This window comes from Caballeronia sp. ATUFL_F1_KS4A, assembly GCF_023630905.1.
Classification (GTDB): domain Bacteria; phylum Pseudomonadota; class Gammaproteobacteria; order Burkholderiales; family Burkholderiaceae; genus Caballeronia; species Caballeronia zhejiangensis.
In genome coordinates, this window is record NZ_JALQEB010000001.1 from 332,615 (window position 1) to 358,779 (window position 26,165).

Sequence of the window (26,165 nt, forward strand, 5' to 3'; positions counted from 1 at the left end):
GCGTCATTGCCAAGTGCCCCGAGTATTCGCTTTAGGAGATGATTGTCATGTCTAGCATCGGACACGATGTAGGCGCAGGTCACGACCACGCGCACGACCATGCGCACGAGACGCCGCATGGCTGGCGCCGGTGGCTCTTCGCTACCAACCACAAGGACATCGGTACGCTGTACCTGTTGTTCTCCTTCATCATGTTCCTCTCCGGAGGCGTGATGGCGCTCGGCATCCGTGCCGAGCTGTTCGAGCCGGGCCTGCAGATCATGCGTCCCGAGTTCTTCAATCAGCTGACCACCATGCACGGCCTCATCATGGTGTTCGGCGCGATCATGCCGGCGTTCGTCGGTTTCGCGAACTGGATGGTGCCGCTGCAGATCGGCGCATCGGACATGGCGTTCGCGCGGATGAACAACTTCAGCTTCTGGCTGCTGCCGGCTGCCGCGGTGCTGCTCGTCGGCTCGTTCTTCGTGCCGGGCGGCGCAACCGCCGCGGGCTGGACGCTGTACGCGCCGCTCTCCACGCAAATGGGCCCCGGCATGGACTTCGCGATTTTCGCGGTCCACATCATGGGCGCGTCGTCGATCATGGGCGGCATCAACATCGTCGTGACGATTTTGAACATGCGCGCGCCGGGCATGACGCTCATGAAGATGCCGATGTTCGCGTGGACGTGGCTCATCACCGCCTACCTGCTGATCGCCGTGATGCCGGTCCTGGCGGGCGCGATCACGATGGTGCTGTTCGACCGTCACTTCGGCACGTCGTTCTTCAACGCGGCGGGCGGCGGCGATCCGGTGATGTACCAGCACATCTTCTGGTTCTTCGGTCACCCCGAGGTGTACATCATGATCTTGCCGGCGTTCGGGATCGTGTCGCAGGTGATTCCGGCGTTCTCGCGCAAGCCGCTGTTCGGCTATAGCTCGATGGTGTACGCGACGGCATCGATCGCGATCCTGTCGTTCATGGTGTGGGCGCACCACATGTTCGCGACCGGCATGCCGGTGACGGGCCAGCTCTTCTTCATGTACGCGACGATGCTGATCGCGGTCCCGACGGGCGTGAAGGTGTTCAACTGGGTGGCGACGATGTGGCGCGGCGCGCTGTCGTTCGAAACCCCGATGCTGTTCGCGATCGGCTTCCTGTTCGTGTTCACGATGGGCGGCTTCACGGGCCTGATCCTGTCGATGGCGCCGCTCGACATCCAGATGCACGGCACCTATTACGTCGTGGCGCACTTCCACTACGTGCTGGTGGCGGGTTCGCTCTTCGCGTTGTTCGCAGGCTGGTACTACTGGGCGCCGAAGTGGACCGGCTGGATGTACAACGAGATGCGCGGGAAGATCCACTTCTGGGCGTCGATGATCTTCTTCAACATCACGTTCTTCCCGATGCACTTCCTGGGTCTCGCCGGCATGCCGCGCCGTTATGCGGACTACCCGGCGCAGTTCACGGACTTCAACCAGGTCGCGACGATCGGCGCATTCGGCTTCGGCCTCGCACAGGTGTACTTCCTGTTCGCGGTCGCGCTGCCGACGTATCGTGGCGGCGGCGAGCTGGAGAAGGCATCCGACAAGCCGTGGGATGGCGCGGAAGGCCTCGAATGGACCGTGCCGAGCCCGGCGCCGTTCCATACATTTGAAAATCCGCCGACGGTCGAATAAATAGCATCGAGGTTTGCAAGGCTTCCGCCACGGAAGTCTTGCAGCCGGCAAGCAAGAGAAAGCATGGCCCCGAATCCACAAAAAAGACGCACGCCCGAGGAAATACGCGCGGGTAACAAGCGGCTCGGAATCATCATGGTGTTGGTTGCCGCCGTCTTCTTTCTGGGTATCGTCGTCAGGCAATACCTGTTGTCGCGAGGGTAGGAAAGCAACGTGTCCACTCAGCAGGAAAATTCGCATGTCGACCGGTCGTTCAACCGGTCGATGCTGGTCAAGCTCTTCGTCGTCGCCGCGCTGATGTTCGGCTTCGGCTTTGCGCTCGTGCCGATGTACCGCGCGATCTGCCAGATCACCGGCATCAACAACCTCGTGCAGAAGGACGTCGGCGCGCGCGAGGCGAAGAACACGCAAGTGGACATGAGCCGCTCGATCTCGATCGAATTCGATGCGAACGCGCGCGGCCCGCTGAAGTTCAAGCCGGAGCAGAACTCGCTGGACATCCATCCCGGCGAAGTGATGACGGTCATGTACGACGTGACCAACGAGCAGAATCGCACGGTGAACGCGCAGGCGATTCCGAGCTATGCGCCGAAGCAGGCCACCGAGTATTTCAAGAAGATCGAATGCTTCTGTTTCACGCAGCAGACGCTCGCGCCGAACGAGACCAAGCGCATGCCGGTCGTGTTCGTCGTCGATCCGAAGCTGCCGAAGGATGTGAAGACGATCACGCTGTCGTACACGTTCTTCGAGCTGAACACGCCGAAGTCGGTGGCGAAGGGCTCGTGACGGCCATGAGCGCGGATACGCCGAAAAAGGGCGGTTTCTTCAAGCTCATCAAGGCGGTGTGCTGGTCGTTTTTCGGCGTGCGCCGCCGGGCCGACCTGGAGAGCGACGCCGCGCAGTTGAATCCGCTGCATCTGATCGCGGCGGGCATCATCGGGGCGGTGCTGTTCATCGTCGTGTTGTTGCTGATCGTGCGCGCGGTAGTGGGATAGACGGAAAACGCCGGGCGTCGCGCGAAGCGCTGCAGCCGGCGGCAAAAGAAAATTCAAGCAACTGGATCGAAGTGGAGAATCAACAATGAGCGGTCAAAACGAGAGCCCGTACTATTTCGTGCCGCATCCGTCGCGGCATCCGGTGATGGCTGCAACTGGCTTGCTGATCATGCTCGCCTCGCTGGCGTCGTGGGTGAACGGCCATAGCTTCGGGCCCGCCGGCACGTTTATCGGCTTGCTGTTCGTGCTGTTCGTGCTGTGGCACTGGTTCGGCGACGCCATCTCCGAATCCGAAGGCGGCATGTACGGCAAGCGTGTCGATGTGTCGTACCGCTGGAGCATGAGCTGGTTCATCTTCTCCGAAGTGATGTTCTTCGCGGCGTTCTTCGGCGCGCTGTTCTACGCGCGCGCCATCGCGATGCACGAACTCGGCAGCCTCGACTACAAGCTGATCTGGCCGGACTTCACCGCCGTGTGGCCGAACAACGGCCCCGCCGCGCTCGTGCCGCATTTCCGCGCGATGGTGCCGTGGCCCCTGCCGACCATCAACACGGCGCTTCTGCTGTCTTCCGGCGCGACGCTGACGGTGGCGCACCACGCGCTGCGCGAAGATCATCGCAAGAAGGCGATCATCTGGCTGGGCGCGACTGTTCTGCTCGGTATCATCTTCCTGTTCTGCCAGGGCTACGAGTATTTCCACGCGTACAACGAACTCAACCTGACGCTCAACTCCGGCGTGTACGGCTCGACGTTCTTCCTGCTGACGGGCTTCCACGGTTTCCACGTGTTCCTCGGCGGCACGATGCTGGCAGTGGTGATGTTCCGGCTGATTCGCGGTCACTTCACGGCGGAGCACCACTTCGCGTTCGAGGGCGCCGCGTGGTACTGGCACTTCGTCGACGTCGTGTGGCTGGGTCTGTACGTCGTCGTCTACTGGCTGTAAGGAATATCGACGCGGGCGCGCGCGATGCGCCGTCCGCGATGCAAGGCCGGCGGCGACGCCGGTCCGAGAGCATAGAAGCAGTGATCAACACGCCGCCCTCGATGTCTCAAGGGGCGGCGTTGTCGTTTGAAGAGGCGGTGCGTTTTAGCGCCGCGCGCGACAATTCGCCTCGCGGGGCGAGGCGCGCGTTGCGCGTATCGTCGCGATCAGCGTCCGATGGGAACGCCCGACGTTTGAATCCAGCCCATCCAGTGAGCGAACAGGATGAAAAGGAAGAGCGAGATGGACAGCCCGACGCGCGCGGCGAGCGACCACACCATCCGCTTCGTCCTGCCCCGGTCGGTCATCATGAAATAGAGCGCCGAGCCCAGGCTGCCGATGATAAGGATGAATGCGATAGCAACGAAGATGTGCATGAAACCAGCCAGCGATTTTGCTCAGGAACGACGGTGAGCAGTATGAATTTGGACTATCTCATTATCTCACTCGACGGAACCCGGCGTGTAGCGGCCGGCCGGATGCCGACGGTTAGGCGTTCGGCATGAAGATCCGGTTCTGGCCCGCGCTCCTGATTCTGATCGTCGTCGCGATCACGGTGCGCCTCGGCTTCTGGCAGCGCGACCGCGCGCATCAGAAGGAAGCGCTCAACGCGCAGATCGTCGCGTTCGAGAATGCGCCCGCGCGCGAAGTCGGCGTCGAGCCGATGCCGCTCAAGTCGATCGAGTTCCATCGCGTGGAGGCGCGCGGCGAGTTCATGCCGGAGCGCGTCGTGTATCTGGACAATCGTCCCTATAACGACCAGCCAGGCTTTTATGTCGTGATGCCGCTTAAACTCGAGGGCGGCGGCTATGTGCTCGTCAATCGCGGATGGCTGCCGCGCAACATGGCGGACCGCACGGGCATCGAGCCGTATGAGACGCCGAAAGGCGTGGTCGAGGTGAAGGGGATCGCGCGCGCGAATGCGTCGCAGGCGTTCGAACTGGGCAGCGGCGGATCGGCTGCGCACAAGGAGATCCGCCAGAACCTGGATATCAGATCGTACGCGGCCGAAACCGGGCTGGCGTTTCAGCCGTTCGTGATCCAGCAGACGAACGATACCGGCGACAGGCTCGTGCGCGACTGGCCCGCGCCGACGCTCGGCGTCGAGCGCAATTACGGCTACATGTTCCAGTGGTGGGGCATGGCGGCGGCGGCCATCGGGTTTGGCCTGTACGCCGCGCGCCGCGCCGGGAAGAAGCGCGATGCAACCGACATAGGCGGCGAATCCGACGATGAAGCCGAGCATCACGCCTGAACACTGACGAACAGAGACACATTTTCATCGATGCAATCACAACGCTCCGCTACCACCGACAAGACACGCACGCAGCAAGGAAACGCGAAGAAAGGCTCCTGGATCAGCGGCCGCTGGATGCTTTTGCTGCTCGCGCTCGTGTGCGCGGCGCCGGTGATCGCGTCGTATCTGATGTACTACGTGTTCAAGCCCGCGGGCGGCACATCGAGCTACGGCACGCTGATCGATCCGCAGCGCCCGATTCCGGCGCAGCTCGTCGTCACCGATGAAAAAGGGCAGACCCTGCCGTTCAAGTCGCTCGAAGGCAAATGGCTGATGATCACCGTCAACGGCAGCGACTGCGACGAGCAATGCGCGACGCGCCTCTATTTCATGCGGCAAGTGCGCGTGTTGCAGAACGCCGAGCGCGAGCGCGTCGTGAACGTGTGGCTGCGCACCGATGACAAGCCGGTCGCCGACGTCATCAAGTCCGCGTATCCGCAGCCGGACACGCGCATGCTCGTCGCCGACGAGAAGGCGATCGCGGCGTGGCTGCCGGTGAATGACGGCACAAAGCTCACGGATCACATCTTTCTCGTCGATCCGAACGGCAATCTGATGATGCGCTTCCCGAAAAATCCCGATCCGAAGAAGATCAACGGGGATGTGGCAAAGCTCCTGAAGTGGTCGCGCATCGGCTAAAGCGCGGCTAATACGCGGTTTGAAGGTTAAACATGAGTTATGTATTGCAACTGGGCCTGATCGGCATCTGCATCGCGCTGCTGCCGCTCTCGTACGTATGGGTGAAGGCCGATGACGACAAGTTCAGGAAACTCGTCTGGCTGACCACTTTCCTGACGCTCGATCTCATCATGTTCGGCGGCTTCACGCGTCTGACCGATTCCGGCCTCGGCTGCCCGGACTGGCCCGGCTGCTACGGCACGTCGTCGCCGTTCATCGCCCATGCGCAGATTTCAGCCGCGTATCAGGCGATGCCGACCGGTCCCGTCAGCATGGTGAAGGCGTGGATCGAGATGCTGCATCGCTATTTCGCGATGGCGATCGGCGTGCTCATCATCGCGCAGGTGATCATCGCGTGGACGGCGCGCATCAAGAAGCGTCCGCTGCACGTGTCGCCGTGGTGGCCGACGGGCATTCTGCTGCTTATCCTGCTGCAAGGCGCGTTCGGCGCGTGGACCGTCACACTGAAGCTGCAACCGGTGATCGTCACGACGCACCTGCTGCTCGGACTCGCGCTGCTCGGCGTGCTCGGCTGGCTGGCGGCGCGCATGACGCCGATTCCATCGCTCGACTCGGTTTCGAATGCCGCCGCCGCGCGCTGGATGCCGGCCGCGGCATTCGGCTTGCTGGTGCTCGTCGTGCAGATCGCGCTCGGCGGCTGGGTCAGCACGAATTACGCGGTGCTCGCGTGCACGGACTTTCCGCTGTGCAACGGCCAGTGGGTTCCGCCAATGAATTTTGAGCACGGCTTTCATCTCTGGCGCGCGCTCGGCATGACCGGCGACGGTGACGTGATCTCGCAGGACGCGTTGGTGGCGATTCACTGGACGCATCGCACGTTCGCGGTCGTCGTCGTGATTTATCTGCTGTGGCTCGCGCTGAGACTGCGACGTTTCGAATCGCTGCGAAAGCCCGCAAACGGCGTATTGTTGATGATCGTCCTTCAGTTCCTGACGGGCATGTCGAACATCGTGCTGCAGTGGCCGTTGCCGGTCGCGGTGGCGCACAACGGCGGAGCCGCGATCCTGTTGCTGCTACTCGTTATGCTAAACTTTCGAATCTCTTCCAGCCGTCCCGGCCGCGCCGCAGTTCCCGCGCGCGACGTCGTTTCAGCGTGACTCCACATCATGGATAGCACGACACTCAACTCCCCACTCGGCAGCCGCGCATCGCAGTATCTCGCGCTGACCAAGCCGCGCGTCACGCAGCTCGCCGTTTTCTGTGCCGTCATCGGCATGTTTCTGTCCACGCCCGGCATGGTGCCGTGGGACAAGCTGATCGGCGGCGCCGTCGGCATCTGGTTGCTGGCCGGCGCGGCATTTGCAATCAATTGTCTCGTCGAGCAAAAAGTCGATGCAAAAATGCGCCGCACCGCGTGGCGACCGTCCGCGCGCGGCCAGATCACGTCCACGCAGATTTTGACGTTCTCCGCGTTGCTCGGCGGCATCGGCATGTGGACGCTCTACACGTTCACCAATCCGCTCACGATGTGGCTCACCATTGCCACGTTCGTCGGCTACGCGGTCATCTACACGCTGCTGCTCAAGCCTTACACGCCGCAGAACATCGTGATCGGCGGTGCGTCGGGCGCAATGCCGCCGGCGCTCGGATGGGCCGCGGTCACGGGACACGTGCCCGGCGACGCATGGATTCTCGTGCTGATCATCTTCGTGTGGACGCCGCCGCATTTCTGGGCGCTCGCGCTGTATCGCCGCAAGGATTACGAGAACGCCGGCCTGCCGATGTTGCCGATCACCCACGGCGAGAAGTACACGCTGCTCAACATCTTCCTCTACACGCTCGTGCTGTTCGCCGTGACGCTGATGCCGTATATCTCCGGCATGAGCGGCGTCGTGTATCTGGCGAGCGCGATCGCCCTCGGCGCGGGTTTCATCGGCTACGCGTGGAAGATGTATCGCGACTATTCCGATGCGCTCGCGCGCAAGACCTTCCGCTATTCGATCGTGTACCTGTCGCTGCTGTTCGGCGCGCTGCTCGTCGATCACTACGTGCGTACGGTGATCGGCGCATGACGGCCATTCTTCGTCGCATCTTCGCGCTGCTGTTTTTCGCGGCGCTGCTTTCGGCGTGCGAGAAAGCCCCGGATTTCAAGAATCTCGACATCACCGGGAACAAGCAATTCGGCAGCGATTTCGCCTTGCCCGATACGCACGGCAAGACGCGCACGCTCGCGGACTTCAAGGGCAAGGCCGTGGTGCTGTTCTTCGGCTATACGCATTGCCCCGACGTGTGCCCGACGACGCTCGCCGAGCTCTCCCAAGCGATGCAGCAACTCGGCGACAAAGCGAAAGACGTGCAGGTGCTGATGGTCACCGTCGACCCCGCGCGCGACACGCCCGATCTGCTCGGTCAGTACGTGGCGGCGTTCAACTCGTCGTATGTCGGTCTGCGGCCCGCCGACGATGCGCAACTCGCGAAGCTCGCCAAGGACTTCCGCGTCTACTATGCGAAGTCGCAGGGCAAGACGCCCGACGACTACACGATGGATCACACCGCCGCGAGCTACGTGTTCGACAAGGACGGCAAGCTGCGTCTCTTCGCGCGCGACGGGCAGGGCGTCGAGCCGTGGGTTCACGACCTGAAGATCTTGATCGACTGATCGCGAAAGTGGCCCGAACGGGCCACTTCTTTTTTCAGCCGTCCAGCGACGGCTCAGGCAGATTCAGACCCGGCGCGAGCCGCGTCGCCTTGAATTCGATGATGTCGTAGTGCGCGAGCCCTTGCTGCGCGAACGGATCTTCCGCGACGATCGCATCTAGCCGATCGCGCTCGATGCCTGACGCCACGATGACGCCGCCATCCCGCGGCACCTTCGGTCCCGCCATCACGAAGACGCCCGCCGCGAAATAGCGCTCGAGATAGGCGCGATGCGCGTCGAGCGCGTCGTCGATCTCGGCAAGCGCGCCTGTGTAGCGAAGATTGATGACGTACATGGTGAGATGCGCCTCCGGCTCGCGAGATTTGTGATGTTCTGTTGTCGATTCTAGCCGTACCCCGTGGCAGCGGATATTCACATGAGCAATCTGTATTTCACGTCGCACCAATGCTGTGCGAACATCCGTCACCCGGTCTGATCATCGATCGGAGACGAATCAGGCAATCCAGCAAGCACGCATCATCGAAACAGGAACACCATGCAGCGCAGAAATTTGCTTAAAGCCATTACCGCAGTCGCGGCCTCCGCCGCGTTGTTCACGAGCCTCGCCGCTCACGCCGACGACAAGGTGATCAAGGTCGGCACCATCAGCGGTCCTGACGCGCAAATCTGGCAAGTCGTGCAGAAGGTCGCGAAGCGCGAAGGGCTCAACGTGAAAGTGATCGAGTTCAACGACTACGTGCAGCCGAACGCAGCGCTCGACGCCGGCGATCTCGACGCAAACAGTTTCCAGCATCAGCCGTATCTCGACAGTCAGATCAAGCAGCGCGGCTACAAGATCGTCAACGCAGGGCTGACGTATATCTCGCCGCTCGGGGTCTATTCGAAGAAACTGAAGTCGCTGAAGGATCTGCAGCAAGGCGCGAAGGTCGCGGTGCCGAACGATCCGTCGAACGAGAATCGCGCGCTGTTGCTGCTGCAAGCGCAAGGCGTCATCAAGCTGAAGGCGGGCGCGGGCGCGAACGGCAACAACGCGACGGCGCTCGACGTGGCGGAGAATCCGAAGAAGATCAAGCTCGTCGAACTCGACGCCGCGCAATTGCCGCGCACGCTCGCCGACGTCGATGCCGCCGCGATCAACACGAACTTCGCGCTTGCCGCGGGCCTGCAGCCGACGAAGGACGCAATCGCGCTCGAAGACGTGCATAGCCCGTACGCGAACCTGATCGCGGTGCGCGCGAAGGACAAGGATCAGCCGTGGGTGAAGAAGCTGGTTGCGGCTTACCAGTCGGAAGATGTCCGCCAGTTCCTGAAGAGCGAGTTCAAAGGCTCGGTCGTGCCTTCGTTCTGAATGTCATCGCTTGAGTTTCGAAACGGCGTCCTGCGGGACGCCGTTTTCCTTGGCGCAATCAGTCGACGCAAATCTGCTGCAACTGCCGCTGCCAAAGAATGCCCGTGCTCCCCTCCTGCACCGGCGTGAAACCGGTTCGCATGAAGAGTCCGCAGAAATCTTCGTAGGGTTCGTCCAGCCGGCAGATCACTTGTTCGTAGCGAGCGCCGTGCGCGAAGTTCGTGCACGCCGCGACGAGCCGCTCGCCGAGTCCGCGACGCCGCGCGCCCGGTTCGACGAACAACATGTCGATGCGTGCGCGGCTTTCGGAGTCCGCAGTAAGTATCGCGGCACCGACGCGCGTCGCGTTGTTCTGCTCCGCCACCCAACACGCGATGCGCGGGGTGTTCGCCTGCATCTCCGCGAGAAAGTTCGCGACCATGTTCGCCGCCCATGCCTCGCTGACCAGCTTCGGCCGCTCGCCGCTATATAGATGCGCCTGGCGCTCGATCATCCAGCCGAAGTCTCCGGCGCGCGGGCCGCGCAGTCGCGTTTCTCCTTCGGCGTTCGGCGGCGAGAGCAGACGCTCGACGTCCGCCATTGCCGTGCAGAGCTGATCGATTTCGGCAGCGGTCAGCCGCTTGAGCAGCGCGGCGGCCTCGGCCGATACGTGCAGATCGATCTCATCGACCTGGGCTTTCGCTTCGGGCGTGATATGAAGCAGATGCGCTCTGCCGTCCGATTCGTTCTTTCGCCGTACCACGAGGCCGTTCTTCTGGAAATTGTTGATCAGGCGACTGAGATAGCCCGTATCAAGTCCAAGGTTGCGCGATAAATCGGCCGCCGTGGCAGCCCGGTCCTGCGCCAACTCATGCAGGATGCGAACTTCAGTTAACGAAAAGCAGCTTTTATGGAGCCGCTCGTGGAGTGCGCCGGTATGGCGTGCATAAAAACGGTTGAAACGGCGCACCGCTTCGACGGCCCGGCTCGGATCGGAACTGCCCATCGCTCTAGTCTCTCGTTTTGTTGAAATTAATTGTGAATCCGAATTAATACATGCATTGTGCCAAAGAAGAACGACCGTGCGAATACGAAAATGCCCGAAAAATGGGTTATCAGGCAATTAAGGAACCAATTCGGCAAGTGGACTACGTGTACGGGTAAGTCCCAATAGCAGACATGTTCCGAATCGAGCCGCTAAACATTTTTTAACTCGTTGATTTAACGAGAAATTTGACGTTCGTCCTGAGACGCCGCTTTAGCGTTGACTGGTATTATGTTGGTTATATAATGGGCTCCACTTCTGAGGTGAGAGCTTTCGATGGAGCATCGCTGGCAGGACCTGACACCCGACGCGCGGAGCGACACGCCGCTCTATCTTCAGTTGGCGTCGCGCCTCGCCACGGCGATCCACGCGGGCAACTGGTCGGCTGGCGAGGCGCTGCCGTCCGAGCGCACGTTGTCGGAAGGTGTGGGCGTGTCGCGGATCACCGCGAGAAAGGCCATCGCGCTGCTGGTCGAGCAAGGCCTGATCCGGCGCGTACGAGGCGCGGGCAGTTTCATCACGCCGCGCGTCGAAGATCCGCTTTCCCGTCTCACCGGTTTCACGCGAAAGATGGAGCAGCGCGGCTTCACGCCCGATTCGATCTGGCTAGAACGCGGACTGCGCGCAGCGAATCGCGATGAAACCGTGCGCCTCGGTCTGGCGCCGGGCGCGGCTGTTGCAAGCCTGAAGCGGTTGCGGCGCGCGGACGGCATCGTGATGGCGGTCGAGCATTCAACGTTGCCGGTCGCCGCGGTGCCCGATCCACTCGCGATCGGCGCTTCGCTCTACCGGTATCTGGAGGCGCGCGGGCTGTCGGTGGTGCGCGCGTTGCAGCACTTTCGCGCGGTGAACGCCGGCGCGGAGATCGCGCGGCTCATGGGCGTCGCGCCGCGTGCAGCGCTGCTCGTGATCACGCGCATCGGCTATTCGGCGGATCAACGCGCGATCGAATTGACGGACACCTACTGTCGCGACGACTACTACGACTTCGTCGCGGAACTGCATCGATAAGCGTCGGCACAGACGCGCTTAATCCGGACGCATCAAGAGAGCAAACAGAGAACGAGAGGACCCAAGGACGCCGTTCGCTTCTTTCGCGACGAAAGCCTGCTCGCAGCACGGCGCGGACGGCACTGAACCTCATCCATGCATCGCGTACTTCCAGAGAAATTCATGCTGAAAGGAAACATACTCACGACCGATGGCTGGATCCACGGCACGGTCCGCTTCGAGAACGGCCGCGTGACGGCGCTCGAAGGACATATCGCCGATCCGCTCGCCAACGACGCGCCCTACATCCTGCCGGGCTTTATCGATCTGCACGTTCACGGCGGCGGCGGCCGCGACATCATGGAAGGCGGCGACGCGGCGGACACCGTTGCCCGCCAGCACGCGCAGCACGGCACGACGAGCCTGCTCGCCACCACGATGACCGCGCCGCGCGACGAACTCATGAGCGTCGTCGCGGGTCTCGGCGAACAGGCCAAACACCGCGCGGCGGGCGGCGCGCGCATGCTCGGCGTGCACCTGGAAGGTCCGTACATCAATCCCGGCAAGCTCGGCGCGCAGCCGGACGCGGCCGCCGTCGCGGTGCGCGACGAAGTGCTGAAGTATCTCGATCTCGCGCCGATCCGCGTCGTCACGATCGCGCCGGAAATCTCCGGTCATCTCGACATTATTTCGGACCTCGCGGCGCGCGGCGTGCGTGTGCAGCTCGGCCATTCGCTCGGCACATACGACGACGCCGTGAACGCGCTCAAGCACGGCGCGCGCGGCTTCACGCATCTGTTCAACGCAATGTCGCCGCTGCATCACCGTGACCCGGGCATGGTCGGCGCGGCGCTCGCGCATGCCGAATACGCGGAACTGATTCCTGATCTGCTGCACGTTCATCCGGGCGCGATTCGGGCTGCGATGCGCGCGATTCCGCGTCTCTACGTCGTGACCGACAGCACCTCGGCGGCCGGTATGCCCGACGGCGAATATCGCCTCGGCAGCCAGCACGTCACCAAATGCATGGGCGGCGTGCGCCTCGCGGACGGCACGCTCGCCGGCAGCACCCTGACGATGGATCAGGCGCTGCGCAATCTCGTCTCGCTGGGCATTCCGCTCGCGGACGTCTCGAATCGCCTGTCGCGTTTCCCCGCCGACTATCTCGGACTCGAAGACCGCGGCCGCATCGCGCGCGGCGCTTGGGCCGATCTCGTCGTGCTCGACCGGGAGCACGCGCTGACCGCCACGTACGTCGAAGGAGAATCAATTGTCGAATATGCTTAATGAGGCGCTCGAGTCCGCCGACGTCGTCGCGGCCCAGCTCGCCGATACCTCGCGCATCGAAGAACTCGCGGAAAAGCTCAAGGAACAGCCGCGCAATGTCGCGCTCACGGTCGCGCGTGGCAGTTCCGACCACGCCGCCAGTTATTTCGCAAGCCTGACGATGAGCCGCATCGGCGTGCCGGTCGCATCGCTGCCGATGTCCGTCGCGACGTTGCAGCAGGCGCCGCTGCGTGTCTCGGGCCAACTGGCCGTCGCGTTCTCGCAGTCGGGCAAGAGCCCCGATCTCGTCGGCACCATGCAGGCGCTGCGCGACGCGGGGGCGTTCACCGTCGCGGCCGTCAACGTCTCCGGTTCGCCGCTCGAAAGCGCGTGCGAATACTTCCTGCCGCTGCTCGCCGGTCCCGAACTGTCGGTTGCCGCGACCAAGAGCTATATCGCGATGCTGTCGCTTTCCGCGATCGTGATCGCGCACGTTCAGCGCGACGTCGAATTGCTGAAGGCGCTCGATTCGCTGCCCGAGAAGCTGCGCGCCGCCGGCAAGCTCGACTGGACGCGCGCCGTCGACGAACTGAAGAGCGTCGATCGCATGATCGTGATCGGGCGCGGCCTCGGCCTCGCCATCGCGCAGGAAGCCGCGCTCAAGCTGAAGGAAACGTCGGGCATTCAGGCCGAAGCGTTTTCCAGCGCGGAAGTGCGTCACGGTCCGATGGAGATCATCGACCGCGACTATCCGCTGCTCGTATTCGCGCCGCGCGGGCCGGAGCAGGCGGGTCTCATCCAGCTTGCCGCCGATATGCGTGCCCGCGGCGCGCGCGTGCTGCTCGCAGCCCCAGCCGACGTCGCCGAAGCGGAACTGCCGCTCGTCGCCACGGACCATCCCGCGCTCGATCCGATCGCCGCGATTCTTTCGTTCTACGTGATGGCCGCGGGTCTGGCCGCCGCGCGCGGGCGCAATCCCGACGCGCCGCGCCACCTGAACAAGGTCACCGAAACCCATTGAGTGAGATAGCCGATGCGCCGTGCCGAGGAGTCACTGTTGAACCATTCCATCGATAACCCGAACGACGTCGTGCTGCTCGCGCCGTTCACCGGTCCCGTCGTGCCGCTCGCCGACGTGCCGGATCCCGTGTTCGCCGAGGGCATGTTCGGCGACGGCATCGGCATCGATCCGCTCGATAACGTGCTCGTCTCGCCCTGCGACGGCACCATCACGCATCTGGCGCGCACGCATCACGCCGTGACGCTGCGCACGAAGGAAGGCGCCGAGATTCTCGTGCATATCGGCATCGACACGGTCGAGCTGGGCGGCAAGGGCTTCACGCCGAAGATCCAGCAAGGCGCGACGGTGCGCGCGGGCGAGCCGCTGATCGAGTTCGATGCGGATTTCGTCGCGCAGCACGCGCCGAGCCTCGTTTCGGTAATCGCGATCGCCAACGGCGATGCCTTCGATGTCATCGATCGCGCCGGCCGCGGCGTGCTGAAAGCGGGCTCGCGCCTGCTGGTTCTGCGCGCCAAGGACGGCGAGAAAGCCGAGACGGCGCGCGCGGGCGCGGTCGTTCTCGACGAAGCGCGCCGCAGCCTGACGCTCTCCCATGCGGGCGGCCTCCATGCGCGTCCGGCGGCGCGGGCACGCGAAGCTTCCCGCGGTTTCGACGCGAAGGTCGAAGTGCGCTACGAAGGCAAGAAGGCGCCGGTGGAAAGCGTCGTCGGCCTGCTCGGCCTCGGTGCGGGCGAGGGCGCGACCATCGAGCTCGTCGGCATCGGCGTGCAGGCGCAACAGGCGGTCGAAGCGGTCGCGGTGGAATTGCTGCGCGCGGCGCAAGGCGAAGTCGAAGAATCGCCCGCGCGCGAGAAGTCGCCCGCGCCGGTCGTGCAAGCCACGCGAACGGGCGAGCCGTTGCCGCCGAACACGCTCGCGGGCGTGTGCGCGGCGCCGGGCATCGCGATCGGCAAGCTGGTGCGCTGGGACGATCAGGAAATCGTGCCGCCGGAACAGGCGAGCGGCGCGTCGGCGGCGGAAAGCCGCGCGCTCGATAAAGCCATCGCCCAGGTCGATGCCGAACTCGGCGAAACCGTGCGTACCGCGTCGCAGCGCGGCGCGGTCGGCGAAGCGGGCATTTTCGCGGTGCATCGCGTGCTGCTCGAAGATCCGACGCTTCTCGACGCCGCGCGCGATCTCATCAGCCTCGGCAAGAGCGCGGGCTTCGCATGGCGCGAGGCGATCCGCGCGCAGATCGCGCTGCTCTCGAACGTGCAGGACGAACTGCTCGCCGAGCGCGCGGCCGATCTTCGCGACATCGAAAAGCGCGTGTTGCGCGCGCTCGGCCTCAACAACACGGCGGCGCTCGAGTTGCCTCAGGAAGCCGTGCTCGCCGCCACGGAATTCACGCCGTCCGATCTGTCGTCGCTCGACCGCACGCGCGTCACCGCGCTCGTGATGGCGCGCGGCGGCGCGACCTCGCACGCGGCGATCATCGCGCGGCAGATCGGCATTCCGGCGCTCGTCGCGATCGGCGATGCGCTGCACGCGATTCCCGAAGGCACGCAAGTCGTCGTCGATGCATCGGCGGGACGCATCGAGCATGCGCCGACCGCGCTCGACGTCGAGCGCGCACGCAACGAGCGCGAGCGGCTCGCGGGCGTGCGTGAAGCGAACCGCAAGCTGTCGCGCGAAGCGGCATCGACGAAGGATGGCCGCGCGATCGAAGTCGCCGCGAACATCGCGACGCTCGACGACGCGAAAGCCGCCGTCGAAAACGGCGCCGATGCGGTCGGACTGTTGCGCACCGAACTGCTGTTCATTCATCGCCAGTCGGCGCCGACGGTCGCGGAGCACGCGCAAAGCTATCAGGGCATCGTCGATGCCTTGCAGGGCCGCACCGCGATCATCCGCACGCTCGATGTCGGCGCGGACAAGGAAGTCGATTATCTGACGCTGCCGCCCGAGGAAAATCCGGCGCTCGGGCTGCGCGGCATCCGGCTCGCGCAAGTGCGCCCCGATCTGCTCGATGACCAGTTGCGCGGCCTGCTCGCCGTGAAGCCGGCGGGCGCGCTGCGAATCCTGTTGCCGATGGTCACCGATTCCGGCGAACTGCAGCGCTTGCGTGCGCGCATCGACGAACTGGCGCGCGAAGCGGGCCGCACCGATCCGGTCGAAGTGGGCGTGATGATCGAAGTGCCGTCGGCGGCGCTGCTTGCCGACCAACTGGCGAAATACGCGGATTTCCTCTCGATCGGCACCAACGATCTCACGCAGTACACGCTCGCGATGGACCGTTGCCAGCCCGATCTCGCCGCGCAATCCGACGGCCTGCATCCGGCCGTGCTGCGTCTCATCAAGGCGGCGGTGCAGGGCGCGGAGAAGCACGGCAAGTGGGTCGGCGTGTGCGGCGCGCTCGGCGGCGATCCGGTCGCGGCGCCCTTGCTCATCGGACTCGGCGTGACGGAATTGTCGGTCGATCCGGTGTCGGTGCCCGGCATCAAGGCACGCGTGCGCAATCTCGATTACCAACTGTGCCGTCAGCGCGCCGAGGATTGCCTCGCGCTCGAATCGGCTCAGGCAGTAAGAGCGGCAAGCCGCGAAATCTGGCCGCAGGACTGAACGTCTTCCCTGCAGCCAGCTTCACGGATGCCTTTTCAGCAATCCCCGAAGCAGCAAAGACAAGACCTATATTTTTTGGAGAACCCGATGGACGCCAACCCGTTTGCAAAGATGCAGCGACTAGGCCGCGCGCTGATGCTGCCGATCGCCGTACTACCGGTGGCCGGCCTGCTTTTGCGTCTCGGCCAGCCCGATGTCTTCAACATCAAGATGATCGCCGACGCCGGCGACGCGATCTTCACCAATCTGCCGCTCTTGTTCGCGATCGGCGTGGCGGTGGGCTTCGCGAAGGACAACAACGGCACGGCGGGTCTCGCCGGCGCGATCGGCTACCTCATCGAAGTGGCCGTGATGAAGGACATCAACGACAAGCTCAACATGGGCGTGCTGTCGGGGATCATCGCCGGTATGGTGGCCGGCTATCTGTATAACCGATACAAGGACATCAAGCTGCCCGAGTATCTGGCATTCTTCGGCGGCAAGCGCTTCGTGCCGATCGTGACAGGCGTCGCGTGTCTGGTGCTCGGCATCGTCTTCGGCTACATCTGGCAGCCGGTGCAGGCGGCCATCGACGGCGCGGGCAACTGGCTGACGACCGCCGGCGCGCTCGGCACCTTCGTGTTCGGCGTGCTGAACCGCATCCTGCTGGTTACGGGTCTGCATCACATCATCAACTCGCTCGCGTGGTTCGTGTTCGGCTCGTTCACGCCGCCCGACGGCGGCGCGATCGTGCACGGCGACCTGCATCGCTTCTTCGCGGGCGACAAGACGGCGGGCGGCTTCATGACGGGCTTCTTCCCGGTGATGATGTTCGGTCTCCCGGCCGCGTGCCTCGCGATGTTCCATGAAGCGCCGAAGGAGCGCCGCGCGATCGTCGGCGGCCTGCTGTTCTCCATGGCCCTGACCGCATTCCTGACGGGCGTGACCGAGCCGATCGAATACTCGTTCATGTTCCTGGCTCCGGTGCTCTACGGCATCCACGCAGTGCTGACGGGCCTGTCGCTCGCCATCTGCTCGGCGCTCGGCATCCATCTGGGCTTCACGTTCTCGGCGGGCGCGATCGACTACGTGCTGAACTACGGTCTGTCGCAGCGCGGCTGGCTGGCGCTCGTGGTCGGTGCGGTGTACTTCGTCATCTATTACGGCCTGTTCCGCTTCTTTATCCGCAAGTTCAACATGGCGACGCCGGGCCGCGAGCCGGCCACGACCGACGCCGAAACCGACGTGGCCCAAACCGTCGATGGCGGCCTGATTCCGCCCGTGCCCGGCGCGGCAGCAGCCGTGTCGAACACGCGCGCTGCGAAGTACGTCGCGGCGCTCGGCGGCGCATCCAATCTGACGCTCGTCGATGCCTGCACGACGCGTCTGCGTCTGTCGGTCGTCGATTCGGAGAAGGTGTCGGAGCCGCAGTTGAAGAGCATCGGCGCGCGCGGCGTGTTGAAGCGCGGCGCGACCAACGTCCAGGTGATCATCGGGCCGGAAGCCGATCTGATCGCCGATGAAATCCGCAGCGAACTCGAGCGTTCGTCGACGCGCGGCGCAACGCCCGCATCGTCGACGCCGGCGCAACCGGTCGCGGCAGCGGTGAGCGGCGACCAGACGCCCGGCCCGCTCGATCCGGACCCGTTCCGCTGGCTCGCGGTGTTCGGCGGCGCGACCAACGTGGTATCGCTCGACGCGGTTGCGCAGACGCGCCTGCGCGTGGTCGTGCGCGATCCGTCGTCGGTGGATCGTCAGCGTTTGTCGTCGCTGGATGTGGCGTGGGTGTCGGCGGATACGTTCCACATCGTCGTGGGCGCGGCGGCGCAGCGCTATGCGGCGCAACTGTCCACGCGCTTGTCCGGCAATGGCGGCGGCGCTGCACCGATGCCTGCCTGAAGCGGTAATCGAAGCTCGATAACAAACGGCGCCCGTGGGCGCCGTTTGTTTTTTCAGCGAAGTGCCAAAGAAAAAGCCCGCCGTCTCGTCGACGGCGGGCTCTGCAATTTCTGCAATGGCACAGTCAATTGTTACGCGTAGTCATGCAACGCCGAGCGCATCTTCTTCATCGCGCTCGCCTCGATCTGGCGAATGCGCTCCGCCGAGACGCCGAACTCGTCGGCCAGTTCATGCAGCGTCTTGCCGCCCGAGCCGTCGTCCTGCACGTCGAGCCAGCGCGCCTTGATGATGCGGCGGCTGCGTTCGTCGAGCGATTCGAGTGCATCGGCGAGGCCGTCGCTTTGCAGCCTGTCGTGCTGCCGCGCGGCGATGACGTTAGTCGGCTCGTTGTGCGAGTCGGCCAGATAGGCGATGGGCGCGTACGCTTCCTCGCCATCCTCGACCTGGCCTTCGAGCGCGATATCGCCGCCCGACAAGCGCGTTTCCATCTCCGCGACTTCCTCGCGCTTTACGTTCAGCTCGCTCGCGAGACCTTCGATCTCGTCCGGCGTGAACGCCGAATGGCTGGTCTTGTGACTGCGCAGATTGAAGAACAGCTTGCGCTGCGCCTTGGTCGTCGCGACCTTCACCATGCGCCAGTTGCGCAGGATGTACTCGTGAATCTCGGCCTTGATCCAGTGCATCGCATACGACACCAGGCGCACGTTTTGCTCTGGGTCGAAGCGCTTCACCGCTTTCATCAGACCGATGTTGCCTTCCTGGATCAGGTCGGCGTGCGGCAAGCCGTAACCGAGATAGTTACGGGCGATCGACACGACGAGGCGCAGGTGCGAAAGCACCAGCTGGCGCGCGGCGTTCAGGTTGCCCTGCTCGCGGAATTCGGTGGCGTACTGTCGTTCCTCCGCCTGCGAAAGCATCGGAATACGGTTCACTGCTTGTATGTATGAATCGATGTTGCCGATCTGGCCGGTCAGCATCGACGACTGTGCGTACGTCAGCGCGCCTGCCGAAGATGCCTTGGCAGGTGCCGAGCTCACAACATTCGGAAGGGTCATCGCATTGGTCACGCTCATAAGCTCCTTATCAACAATTCACGTGCCGCTTAACGACCGCGGCAAGTCAGACACGATATTAGCACTCCAGTCCATCGAGTGCTAAGTGTTAGAGCAGAGGGGAATGTGGGAGTTCCCACAAAAACTATCGAATTTGCGGGTCCAATAGGACGGACTGTTGCGCGAGCAGCGGAAGAAACTACCGGAGGCTGAAACGTTTTCGCATGATTTACCTTACTTGCCCACTGTCGCGATCAGAAATTCTACAAACGGGGGCGCGCTGATGCGATTTCTGCAAATGTTTTAAAACGTCACTAGAATCGCCAAGCGACAGCAATTTACGAAACACACCCGCTATCCGAGCAAATTGGGGTGCAAATGCATAAAAACAAGAGTTCGTGGCCCCGCCCGCTAGCGCGCGTGGCGGTTTGTACTGCATTGGGTCTCGCGTCGGCGGCGGCTCATGCCGACCGATTCGGTGTCCAGATCGCCGGCGGCGTCGCCGACCACGACATCAAGAAGGCCGATCTCGGCCTGTCCTGGGATCCGGGCCTCACCTGGTGGGAGATCGGCGGTTTTCACTTCACGCTCATCGGCGAAGGTCACGTGTCCTACTGGCACACGACCGAGGACAACGCCGTGCATCCGAACATATGGGAATTCGGCATTACGCCAGTGCTGCGCTTCGTGAAGAGCTCGGGCTACTTCCGGCCGTTCATCGAGGCGGGCGTCGGCGTGCGGCTGCTCTCGCACACGCGCATCACCGAGGATTTCAGCGTCGGGTCGGCGTTCCAGTTCGCGGACATGGTGGGCGTCGGCATGATCTTCGGGTCGAAGCAGAGCTATCAAGCGGGATTTCGCTTTCAGCATCTGTCGAACGGCGGTATCAAAGAGCCGAATCCTGGTATAAATTTCAGCCAGCTATATCTGCAATACAACTTCTGACGAGGCGCCGGCGCATCGGTTCCTCGACACAAGGGGAATCGACAGATGCCGGCAAAAACCATTGAGGCCATCCGCGGCCTCGAGCGCGATCGCTTCCGTGCCATGGTCGAGGGCGACGGCCCGGCGCTGGACGCGCTGCTGGCCGAGAACGTCAGCTACGTCCACACGAACGGCAAGCGGGAGACGAAGCGCCAGTTCATCGACGCGATCACCGCGGGCCGCCGCCGCTATCGGCAGATCGAAATTCAGTCGCAGGATGTGCTGCCCGCCGGCCGCGATACGTGCCTCGTGTCGGGCCGTGCGCTGATCGAGATGGAATCGAAGAACGGCGCGCTGCTGTTTCCGATCGCCTACACCGCCGTCCATGTGCAGACCGAAGGCCAATGGCAGCTGCTGGCCCTGCAGGCGACGCGCGTGGCGCTCGAATAGCCACGCGCGCCGCCCATCACGCTTCCACGGCTTCGTCTTGCCGCAGGTTGTCCACGACGCGCCCGGAGCGGTTGACCGCGCTCACGACGGCATCGGCGACCGCGAGCGCCGGATTCTCATGCACCGCGACGCCGAAGCGCGTCGGCCCGTCTCCGACACGACAGCCGACGAACGCCGCCGTGTCGCCGTTCGCCGTCACGGACGTCTCGAACCAGTTCACGCTCGCGTCCACGCCGAGCGCGGCGGCGACCGCCTGCGCGTGAGCGTCGCCGCTCGTCGCAGCCACTACGGCCGGTAATGCGACGCGCCTTTCGAATACCGTAAGCGTCGAAACGTCGATGCGCGATACCGGCCCGCCCGCATCGAAATACTCGCGCTTGAAGAGCTCGCAGATCGCTTCGCCGCTGATTTCCGCGCCGGATGCATCGGTGACTTTCTGGACGGCGTGGCTGAATTCGATCTGCACGCGGCGCGGCGGCGTGAAGCCGAGACCGCGTTCGAGCAGATACGTCGAACCGCCCTTTCCGGACTGGCTGTTCACGCGGATCACGGCGTCGTAGCTGCGGCCGAGATCGGCCGGATCGATCGGCAGATAGGGCACTTCCCACACCGTGCCCGGCACGCGCTGCGCGAAGCCCTTGCGGATCGCGTCCTGATGCGAACCTGAAAACGCGGTGAACACGAGATCGCCCGCGTACGGATGGCGTGGATGCACCGGAATCTGATTGCAGCGCTCGACGACGCGGCGCACGGCGTCGATATCGGAAAAATCGAGGCCCGGATCGACGCCTTGCGTGTAGAGATTCATCGCGAGCGTCACGAGATCGACATTGCCGGTGCGCTCGCCGTTGCCGAAGAGGCAGCCTTCGATGCGATCCGCGCCAGCGAGCAACGCCATTTCCGCCGCCGCGACGGCCGTGCCGCGATCGTTATGCGGATGCACCGACAGCACGATGCTGTCGCGAAAGCCCATGTTGCGGTCCATCCACTCGACCTGATCGGCGAAGACGTTGGGCGTTGCCGCTTCGACGGTCGCGGGCAGATTCACGATCATTTTGTGATCGGGCGTCGGAGGCCACATTTGCGCGACGGCATCGCAAACTTCGCGCGCGAACGACAGCTCCGTCATGCTGAAGGTTTCGGGCGAGTACTGATAGATCCAGTGCGTGTCCGGCCGCGCCGCCGCGCATTCCTTGATGATGCGCGTGCCTTCGACCGCCAGCGCCTTCACTTCGTCCTTCGACTGGTTGAACACGATCTTGCGGAACGACGGCGCGATCGCGTTATAGAGATGCACGATCACCTTGCTCGCACCTTCCACCGCTTCGAACGTGCGCTCGATCAGTTCGCGGCGCGACTGCACGAGCACTTCGATGGTCACGTCGTCCGGAATGCGCTTTTCGTCGATCAGCTTGCGCACGAAGTCGAAATCCGTCTGCGATGCCGACGGGAAGCCCACCTCGATTTCCTTGAACCCGATTTTCACCAGCATTTCGAAGAACTCGAGCTTCGCTGCGATGCTCATCGGCTCGATGAGCGACTGGTTGCCGTCGCGCAGATCGGTGCTCATCCAGACGGGCGCTTTTTCGATCGTGCGGTTCGGCCAGCGGCGGCCATTCAGACGGACTTGCGGAAACGGACGGTATTTCTCGGCGGGGTTCGGCATCATGATCGTCGATCTCTCTTCGGACGGTTTGCGTAGCGTCTGCGAGAGAGGCCGTGTCCGGCGGCTGGCCGGGCGTGGCGGCATGCACGTAAGACCGGGCGGCGCGCGCGTTCACACGAATCACCGGCGATGGTGACGCCTGCGACCAACGTGAACGTGCGCGAAGCAGCGTGCATGTGACCCTCGCGTTTCCGTTTCGCGGGATGCGCGAACGAAAAGCTGACGACTACAGGTTGGTAAGAAAAGGTACTGCGGGAAACTTCTGGAGGACCGCGCGACTTGCGAACGCACGGCGCTACGTCTGGCGACTTACGCTAGACGTAGCGATAGGGGCCGCGCTAGGCGGCCCGAAATAATTCGGAGGGAGGAGAACTGGGTCAAGCGCATGCGTTCGACTTTAAACCAGCGTTGAATAGTGTGTCAAACGGGATTTTCCTGACCGGCGACCGGCTTGCGCACCACATTGGCGATGACTTCAACCTGGCGCGCGACCGCGGGCGGCACCGGCACATCGCCGCGCAGCACGGATTCGATCCAGCGCGCGGTGGTCGCGGCGTCGAGCGTCTCGGGCAGCTCGACACGCGGGGCGTCCGGCTGCGAATGCTCGGGCGCGATCAGCGTTTCGGCGTGGCCGTCGTGAAACCAGTCGACCTGCACCTGGCGGCGCGTGTCCGCGACGGCTTCGCCTTCCGTGCCGCGCGCGAGCAGTGCGCCGCCCGCCGCCGCGTCCGGATGCGCGGTGAAAAGCCCGGTGAGACTCTCGCGATATTCGGGATGCGTGTAGTTGACGAGCCGCAGGCCCGGGTCCGCGAACGGTTGAAGGATCTTCACGAGCGTATGTGTCGAATTGCGCACGCCCATGCGGCGTCTGAGCGCGAGCAATCGCGCGAGCTTCGGCGCGAGCACGGTGATCGGCGCGAAGGAGAGGCGGCGCGAGGCGAGGCTGTCTTCGATTTCATCGTGCGAAGCCGCGTGCGCGATGCCCAGTTCGGCGAAGATTTCGGCGCTCGTCACGCGGCCGGGATCGCCGGTGACACCGTGCACCAGGACCGGTACGCCTTCGCGCGCGAGCAGCAGCGACAGGAGCGGCACGAGATTGGGCGTCTTGCGTGCGCCGTTGTAGCTCGGGATCGAGACGGGCCGTGCGTGCTCGCGGCCATCCTGGACATGCAGCGGCTCGAACGAGCGATGCGCGGCGGAAAGCATCGCGGCAAGCTCGGCGGCGGTTTCGCCCTTGACGCGATAGGCCAGCAGCACCGCGCCCAGTTCGAGTTCGGGCACGCGATCGTCGAGCATCGCTTCGTAGAGCGCGTAAGTATCCTCGTGCGAAAGTGCGCGCGCGCCATTCGGCCCGCGGCCGATTTCCTTGATGTAGCGTGCGCAGGCGAAAGTGGGGAAAGCGGAGTCGGTCATCGGAGAGGTGCGCGATCGGGCGCTCAATTCCGTAATCTGAGCGATGCCGTTGCGCTTTTTAAGGTGCAGGAATGCTATTGAGTACCGCATTTGAGGAGCGCTGGCAAGGTTTGCCCATCGAACGTTTCGCGCGCTTTTCCGCCGATGCTTACTAAAACCACCGCGCCAGCCGCCGCTCCGAAGGCCGGTCGAAAGCTCGCTGAGCCAAGCCCGACAAGCTTCGCCACGATTTGTGCGCGCACGTTACACTCCTTGTTCTCGCCGGCCGTGAACGCCGACGCATTCGTCCGGAAATCTGCAAATCAAAACAGCATCAGGAGAGCGGGATGAGTTATGTGTTTCCTCCGGCGCCGGCAGCAGCCGTGCCCGTCGATGGTTCGAACGAGCAGTTTCCCGTGCGCCGCATCTACTGCGTCGGGCGAAACTACGAAGCCCATGCGCGCGAAATGGGCCACGATCCGGATCGCGAGCCGCCGTTCTTCTTCAGCAAGCCCGCCGATGCCGTGCTGAACGTTGCGCCGGGCTCGACGGCGGAATTCCCGTATCCGTCGCAGACGAAGAATCTGCACTTCGAGATGGAACTCGTCGCCGCGATCGGCAAGCAGGGCAAGAACATTCCCGCCGATAAGGCGCTGGACTACGTCTACGGCTACGCGCTCGGGCTCGACATGACGCGCCGTGACCTGCAAGCCGAAGCGAAGAAGCTCGGCCGTCCGTGGGACACGGCGAAGGGTTTCGACCGCTCCGCGCCGATCGGCCCGATTCATCCCGTATCGAAGGTCGGGCATCTGGAAAAGAGCGCGATCTGGCTGACGGTCAACGGCGAGGAAAAGCAGCGCTCGGACATCTCGCAACTGATCTGGTCGGTCGGCGAGACGGTCGCGTATCTGTCGACGCTCTTCGAACTCTTCCCCGGCGATCTCATCTTCACCGGCACGCCCGAAGGCGTCGGCGCGGTCGTGAAGGGGGACGTGCTGAAGGGCGGCGTCGACGGCATCGGCGAATTCTCCGTGCGCGTCGTCTGAGTCCGCGACCATGAAGCTCTACAGCTATTTCCGCAGCTCGGCGGCGTATCGCGTGCGTATCGCGCTGAATCTGAAGGGGCTCGATTACGAGTACGAGGGCGTGCATTTGCTGCGCGACGGCGGCCAGCAGTTGAAGCCCGAATATCGCGCGGTGAATCCGGACGGCATTGTGCCGGCGCTCGTCGATGGCGACGACGTTCTCACGCAGTCGCTCGCGATCATCGAGTATCTCGAGGAGACGCATCCCGAGCCGGCGCTCCTGCCGAAGAATCCGTCCGATCGCGCCTTCGTGCGTTCGGTCGCGATGCAGGTCGCGTGCGAGATTCATCCGCTCGACAATTTGCGCGTGCTCAAGTACCTGAAGCATCAGGTGAAGGTGCCGGATGACGTGAAGGACGCGTGGTATCGGCATTGGGTCGAGATGGGTTTCACGTCGCTCGAAACGCGGCTGGCCGCCGACAGGCGCGTCGGCGCGCTCACGTTCGGCGACACGCCGACCGTTGCCGATCTGTGCATCGTGCCGCAGGTGTTCAACGCGCGGCGCTTCGGCATCGACGTGAGCGCTTATCCGACGATTTCGCGCATCGCCGATCACGCCAGCACGATCGACGCCTTCGCGCGGGCCGCTCCCGCGCAGCAACCGGACGCCGAATGACGGCCGATTTCCCGAGCTTTCTGTCGGGGGCGGGACTGGGCGCGAGCCTGATCGTCGCGATCGGCGCGCAGAACGCCTTCGTGTTGCGGCAGGGTTTGAAGCGACGTCACGTAGGAATCGTCGTGTCGATCTGCGCGTTCATCGACGTGATGTTGATCGGGCTCGGCGTCGGCGGCATGGGGGCGCTCATTTCGCGTGCGCCCGTCCTGCTCGACGTGATCCGCTGGGCCGGCGCGATCTTCGTGTTCCTGTACGGCTTGCGCGCGTTCATCGCGGCGTGGCGCGGGCCGGGGCATCTGGACGCATCGGATGGCGATTCGCAGACGGCGGTGGGCGCGGCATCCACGGTGCTCGCCTTGTCGCTGCTCAATCCGCACGTTTATCTCGATACCGTCGTGCTGCTCGGCGGCATCGGCGCGCAACGCGGCTGGCCGGGCGACGCGTGGTTCGCGGCCGGCGCGATGTCTTCGTCGATCGTCTGGTTCACGGCGCTCGGCTACGGCGCGCGTCTTCTGGAACCGTGGTTCGAGAAAGACGTGTCGTGGCGCGTGCTCGATGTGATCGTCGGCTGCGTGATGTGGTGGATCGCGGCTTCCTTGCTCTTCGCGCGATAAAAAAGAGC

The 26,165-nt window shown here is 63.6% G+C and carries 27 protein-coding genes; 21 read left to right on the forward strand and 6 right to left on the reverse strand.

The annotated features are described in order from the left end of the window. The first annotated feature begins 47 nt into the window (after nucleotides 1-47). The 5 genes from ctaD (at nucleotide 48) to NCS03_RS01585 (ending at nucleotide 3,596) form a co-directional block, all read left to right on the forward strand. Nucleotides 48-1,658 (forward strand): cytochrome c oxidase subunit I, encoded by a 1,611-nt coding sequence (ctaD, locus tag NCS03_RS01565; RefSeq protein ID WP_008351764.1) that lies wholly within the window; start codon nucleotides 48-50, stop codon nucleotides 1,656-1,658. Between the two features lie 63 nt (nucleotides 1,659-1,721). Continuing rightward, nucleotides 1,722-1,862, forward strand: coding sequence for a cytochrome oxidase small assembly protein (locus tag NCS03_RS01570; RefSeq protein WP_008351762.1), 141 nt, complete (start codon nucleotides 1,722-1,724; stop codon nucleotides 1,860-1,862). Between the two features lie 9 nt (nucleotides 1,863-1,871). Continuing rightward, nucleotides 1,872-2,444, forward strand: coding sequence for a cytochrome c oxidase assembly protein (locus NCS03_RS01575; RefSeq protein ID WP_008351760.1), 573 nt, complete (start codon nucleotides 1,872-1,874; stop codon nucleotides 2,442-2,444). Between the two features lie 5 nt (nucleotides 2,445-2,449). Next, the gene (locus NCS03_RS01580) at nucleotides 2,450-2,653 is read left to right on the forward strand and encodes a DUF2970 domain-containing protein (protein WP_008351758.1); all 204 of its coding nucleotides are present in this window, start codon (nucleotides 2,450-2,452) and stop codon (nucleotides 2,651-2,653) included. Between the two features lie 85 nt (nucleotides 2,654-2,738). Beyond that, nucleotides 2,739-3,596, forward strand: a complete 858-nt coding sequence (locus tag NCS03_RS01585) for a cytochrome c oxidase subunit 3 (protein WP_008351755.1) — start codon at nucleotides 2,739-2,741, stop codon at nucleotides 3,594-3,596. Between the two features lie 206 nt (nucleotides 3,597-3,802). Here the strand turns inward: NCS03_RS01585 and NCS03_RS01590 are convergent, their stop codons facing one another. Continuing rightward, nucleotides 3,803-4,012: a twin transmembrane helix small protein gene (locus tag NCS03_RS01590; RefSeq protein ID WP_008351753.1), complete on the reverse strand. Its 210-nt coding sequence runs from the start codon at nucleotides 4,010-4,012 to the stop codon at nucleotides 3,803-3,805. A 125-nt stretch (nucleotides 4,013-4,137) separates the two neighbouring features. Here NCS03_RS01590 and NCS03_RS01595 point away from each other — a divergent pair, with 125 nt between their 5' ends. Genes NCS03_RS01595 through NCS03_RS01615 form a run of 5 tightly spaced genes read left to right on the forward strand, consistent with a single transcriptional unit; the run spans nucleotide 4,138 to nucleotide 8,230 of the window. Beyond that, nucleotides 4,138-4,890, forward strand: a complete 753-nt coding sequence (locus tag NCS03_RS01595; RefSeq protein WP_034470509.1) for an SURF1 family protein — start codon at nucleotides 4,138-4,140, stop codon at nucleotides 4,888-4,890. Nucleotides 4,891-4,920: 30 nt separating this feature from the next. Next, nucleotides 4,921-5,571 (forward strand): SCO family protein, encoded by a 651-nt coding sequence (locus tag NCS03_RS01600; protein WP_250528685.1) that lies wholly within the window; start codon nucleotides 4,921-4,923, stop codon nucleotides 5,569-5,571. Between the two features lie 32 nt (nucleotides 5,572-5,603). Next, a complete protein-coding gene (locus tag NCS03_RS01605; RefSeq protein WP_008351746.1) occupies nucleotides 5,604-6,728 on the forward strand; it encodes a COX15/CtaA family protein in 1,125 nt (374 codons plus the stop codon). 9 nt (nucleotides 6,729-6,737) lie between these two features. Then, nucleotides 6,738-7,643, forward strand: a complete 906-nt coding sequence (cyoE, locus tag NCS03_RS01610) for a heme o synthase (protein ID WP_008351745.1) — start codon at nucleotides 6,738-6,740, stop codon at nucleotides 7,641-7,643. After that, nucleotides 7,640-8,230, forward strand: coding sequence for an SCO family protein (locus NCS03_RS01615; protein ID WP_008351744.1), 591 nt, complete (start codon nucleotides 7,640-7,642; stop codon nucleotides 8,228-8,230). Before cyoE ends, NCS03_RS01615 begins: the two co-directional genes overlap by 4 nt. Before the next feature lie 34 nt (nucleotides 8,231-8,264). On the opposite strand, the gene NCS03_RS01620 is transcribed toward NCS03_RS01615, so the two are convergent. Next, nucleotides 8,265-8,564: a YciI family protein gene (locus NCS03_RS01620; protein WP_034470513.1), complete on the reverse strand. Its 300-nt coding sequence runs from the start codon at nucleotides 8,562-8,564 to the stop codon at nucleotides 8,265-8,267. A gap of 201 nt (nucleotides 8,565-8,765) precedes the next feature. Here NCS03_RS01620 and NCS03_RS01625 point away from each other — a divergent pair, with 201 nt between their 5' ends. Continuing rightward, nucleotides 8,766-9,578: a MetQ/NlpA family ABC transporter substrate-binding protein gene (locus tag NCS03_RS01625; protein ID WP_034470515.1), complete on the forward strand. Its 813-nt coding sequence runs from the start codon at nucleotides 8,766-8,768 to the stop codon at nucleotides 9,576-9,578. Between the two features lie 58 nt (nucleotides 9,579-9,636). Here NCS03_RS01625 and NCS03_RS01630 read toward each other — a convergent pair whose 3' ends face one another. Beyond that, nucleotides 9,637-10,680 (reverse strand): bifunctional helix-turn-helix transcriptional regulator/GNAT family N-acetyltransferase, encoded by a 1,044-nt coding sequence (locus tag NCS03_RS01630; protein WP_239294310.1) that lies wholly within the window; start codon nucleotides 10,678-10,680, stop codon nucleotides 9,637-9,639. A gap of 198 nt (nucleotides 10,681-10,878) precedes the next feature. Between NCS03_RS01630 and NCS03_RS01635 the strand changes: the two genes are divergently transcribed. The 5 genes from NCS03_RS01635 (at nucleotide 10,879) to nagE (ending at nucleotide 18,358) form a co-directional block, all read left to right on the forward strand. Then, the gene (locus NCS03_RS01635; protein WP_008351740.1) at nucleotides 10,879-11,613 is read left to right on the forward strand and encodes a GntR family transcriptional regulator; all 735 of its coding nucleotides are present in this window, start codon (nucleotides 10,879-10,881) and stop codon (nucleotides 11,611-11,613) included. Nucleotides 11,614-11,775: 162 nt separating this feature from the next. Continuing rightward, nucleotides 11,776-12,879 (forward strand): N-acetylglucosamine-6-phosphate deacetylase, encoded by a 1,104-nt coding sequence (gene nagA, locus NCS03_RS01640; RefSeq protein ID WP_008351739.1) that lies wholly within the window; start codon nucleotides 11,776-11,778, stop codon nucleotides 12,877-12,879. Continuing rightward, entirely contained in the window at nucleotides 12,872-13,879 is a 1,008-nt protein-coding gene (locus NCS03_RS01645; RefSeq protein ID WP_008351738.1) for an SIS domain-containing protein, read from the forward strand. Before nagA ends, NCS03_RS01645 begins: the two co-directional genes overlap by 8 nt. A gap of 12 nt (nucleotides 13,880-13,891) precedes the next feature. Beyond that, the gene (gene ptsP / locus NCS03_RS01650) at nucleotides 13,892-16,480 is read left to right on the forward strand and encodes a phosphoenolpyruvate--protein phosphotransferase (protein ID WP_008351737.1); all 2,589 of its coding nucleotides are present in this window, start codon (nucleotides 13,892-13,894) and stop codon (nucleotides 16,478-16,480) included. An 87-nt stretch (nucleotides 16,481-16,567) separates the two neighbouring features. Next, complete coding sequence (gene nagE, locus NCS03_RS01655) at nucleotides 16,568-18,358, forward strand: N-acetylglucosamine-specific PTS transporter subunit IIBC (protein ID WP_175979768.1); 1,791 nt, start codon at nucleotides 16,568-16,570, stop codon at nucleotides 18,356-18,358. Between the two features lie 131 nt (nucleotides 18,359-18,489). Here the strand turns inward: nagE and rpoH are convergent, their stop codons facing one another. Next, the gene (gene rpoH / locus NCS03_RS01660) at nucleotides 18,490-19,425 is read right to left on the reverse strand and encodes an RNA polymerase sigma factor RpoH (protein WP_008351733.1); all 936 of its coding nucleotides are present in this window, start codon (nucleotides 19,423-19,425) and stop codon (nucleotides 18,490-18,492) included. A 363-nt stretch (nucleotides 19,426-19,788) separates the two neighbouring features. On the opposite strand from rpoH, the gene NCS03_RS01665 reads away from it, so the two are divergent. Both NCS03_RS01665 and NCS03_RS01670 read left to right on the forward strand, forming a co-directional pair. Continuing rightward, nucleotides 19,789-20,355 (forward strand): acyloxyacyl hydrolase, encoded by a 567-nt coding sequence (locus NCS03_RS01665; RefSeq protein WP_034470522.1) that lies wholly within the window; start codon nucleotides 19,789-19,791, stop codon nucleotides 20,353-20,355. Nucleotides 20,356-20,400: 45 nt separating this feature from the next. Beyond that, nucleotides 20,401-20,784, forward strand: coding sequence for a nuclear transport factor 2 family protein (locus NCS03_RS01670; RefSeq protein WP_008351729.1), 384 nt, complete (start codon nucleotides 20,401-20,403; stop codon nucleotides 20,782-20,784). 16 nt (nucleotides 20,785-20,800) lie between these two features. Here the strand turns inward: NCS03_RS01670 and leuA are convergent, their stop codons facing one another. Together leuA and ybiB are read right to left on the reverse strand one after the other, a co-directional pair. Beyond that, on the reverse strand, nucleotides 20,801-22,453 hold the full coding sequence (leuA, locus tag NCS03_RS01675; protein WP_250528686.1) for a 2-isopropylmalate synthase: 1,653 nt from the start codon (nucleotides 22,451-22,453) through the stop codon (nucleotides 20,801-20,803). Nucleotides 22,454-22,870: 417 nt separating this feature from the next. After that, complete coding sequence (ybiB, locus tag NCS03_RS01680; protein ID WP_250496577.1) at nucleotides 22,871-23,863, reverse strand: DNA-binding protein YbiB; 993 nt, start codon at nucleotides 23,861-23,863, stop codon at nucleotides 22,871-22,873. 326 nt (nucleotides 23,864-24,189) lie between these two features. Between ybiB and NCS03_RS01685 the strand changes: the two genes are divergently transcribed. From NCS03_RS01685 to NCS03_RS01695, 3 genes are read left to right on the forward strand one after another with little or no spacing between them, the layout of a single operon-like run. After that, a complete protein-coding gene (locus NCS03_RS01685; RefSeq protein WP_239294308.1) occupies nucleotides 24,190-24,888 on the forward strand; it encodes a fumarylacetoacetate hydrolase family protein in 699 nt (232 codons plus the stop codon). Nucleotides 24,889-24,898: 10 nt separating this feature from the next. After that, on the forward strand, nucleotides 24,899-25,543 hold the full coding sequence (maiA, locus tag NCS03_RS01690) for a maleylacetoacetate isomerase (protein WP_008351718.1): 645 nt from the start codon (nucleotides 24,899-24,901) through the stop codon (nucleotides 25,541-25,543). After that, entirely contained in the window at nucleotides 25,540-26,157 is a 618-nt protein-coding gene (locus NCS03_RS01695; protein ID WP_008351716.1) for a LysE/ArgO family amino acid transporter, read from the forward strand. Before maiA ends, NCS03_RS01695 begins: the two co-directional genes overlap by 4 nt. Nucleotides 26,158-26,165: the final 8 nt, after the last annotated feature.

Coding starts and splice junctions, on each gene's coding strand:
- ctaD (WP_008351764.1), top strand. CDS start 48: ATGTCTAGCATCGGACACGATGTAGGCGCAGGTCACGACCACGCGCAC.
- NCS03_RS01570 (WP_008351762.1), top strand. CDS start 1,722: ATGGCCCCGAATCCACAAAAAAGACGCACGCCCGAGGAAATACGCGCG.
- NCS03_RS01580 (WP_008351758.1), top strand. CDS start 2,450: ATGAGCGCGGATACGCCGAAAAAGGGCGGTTTCTTCAAGCTCATCAAG.
- NCS03_RS01585 (WP_008351755.1), top strand. CDS start 2,739: ATGAGCGGTCAAAACGAGAGCCCGTACTATTTCGTGCCGCATCCGTCG.
- NCS03_RS01590 (WP_008351753.1), bottom strand. CDS start 4,012: ATGCACATCTTCGTTGCTATCGCATTCATCCTTATCATCGGCAGCCTG.
- NCS03_RS01595 (WP_034470509.1), top strand. CDS start 4,138: ATGAAGATCCGGTTCTGGCCCGCGCTCCTGATTCTGATCGTCGTCGCG.
- NCS03_RS01600 (WP_250528685.1), top strand. CDS start 4,921: ATGCAATCACAACGCTCCGCTACCACCGACAAGACACGCACGCAGCAA.
- NCS03_RS01605 (WP_008351746.1), top strand. CDS start 5,604: ATGAGTTATGTATTGCAACTGGGCCTGATCGGCATCTGCATCGCGCTG.
- cyoE (WP_008351745.1), top strand. CDS start 6,738: ATGGATAGCACGACACTCAACTCCCCACTCGGCAGCCGCGCATCGCAG.
- NCS03_RS01615 (WP_008351744.1), top strand. CDS start 7,640: ATGACGGCCATTCTTCGTCGCATCTTCGCGCTGCTGTTTTTCGCGGCG.
- NCS03_RS01620 (WP_034470513.1), bottom strand. CDS start 8,564: ATGTACGTCATCAATCTTCGCTACACAGGCGCGCTTGCCGAGATCGAC.
- NCS03_RS01625 (WP_034470515.1), top strand. CDS start 8,766: ATGCAGCGCAGAAATTTGCTTAAAGCCATTACCGCAGTCGCGGCCTCC.
- NCS03_RS01635 (WP_008351740.1), top strand. CDS start 10,879: ATGGAGCATCGCTGGCAGGACCTGACACCCGACGCGCGGAGCGACACG.
- nagA (WP_008351739.1), top strand. CDS start 11,776: ATGCTGAAAGGAAACATACTCACGACCGATGGCTGGATCCACGGCACG.
- NCS03_RS01645 (WP_008351738.1), top strand. CDS start 12,872: ATGCTTAATGAGGCGCTCGAGTCCGCCGACGTCGTCGCGGCCCAGCTC.
- ptsP (WP_008351737.1), top strand. CDS start 13,892: ATGCGCCGTGCCGAGGAGTCACTGTTGAACCATTCCATCGATAACCCG.
- nagE (WP_175979768.1), top strand. CDS start 16,568: ATGGACGCCAACCCGTTTGCAAAGATGCAGCGACTAGGCCGCGCGCTG.
- NCS03_RS01665 (WP_034470522.1), top strand. CDS start 19,789: ATGCATAAAAACAAGAGTTCGTGGCCCCGCCCGCTAGCGCGCGTGGCG.
- NCS03_RS01670 (WP_008351729.1), top strand. CDS start 20,401: ATGCCGGCAAAAACCATTGAGGCCATCCGCGGCCTCGAGCGCGATCGC.
- leuA (WP_250528686.1), bottom strand. CDS start 22,453: ATGATGCCGAACCCCGCCGAGAAATACCGTCCGTTTCCGCAAGTCCGT.
- ybiB (WP_250496577.1), bottom strand. CDS start 23,863: ATGACCGACTCCGCTTTCCCCACTTTCGCCTGCGCACGCTACATCAAG.
- NCS03_RS01685 (WP_239294308.1), top strand. CDS start 24,190: ATGAGTTATGTGTTTCCTCCGGCGCCGGCAGCAGCCGTGCCCGTCGAT.
- maiA (WP_008351718.1), top strand. CDS start 24,899: ATGAAGCTCTACAGCTATTTCCGCAGCTCGGCGGCGTATCGCGTGCGT.
- NCS03_RS01695 (WP_008351716.1), top strand. CDS start 25,540: ATGACGGCCGATTTCCCGAGCTTTCTGTCGGGGGCGGGACTGGGCGCG.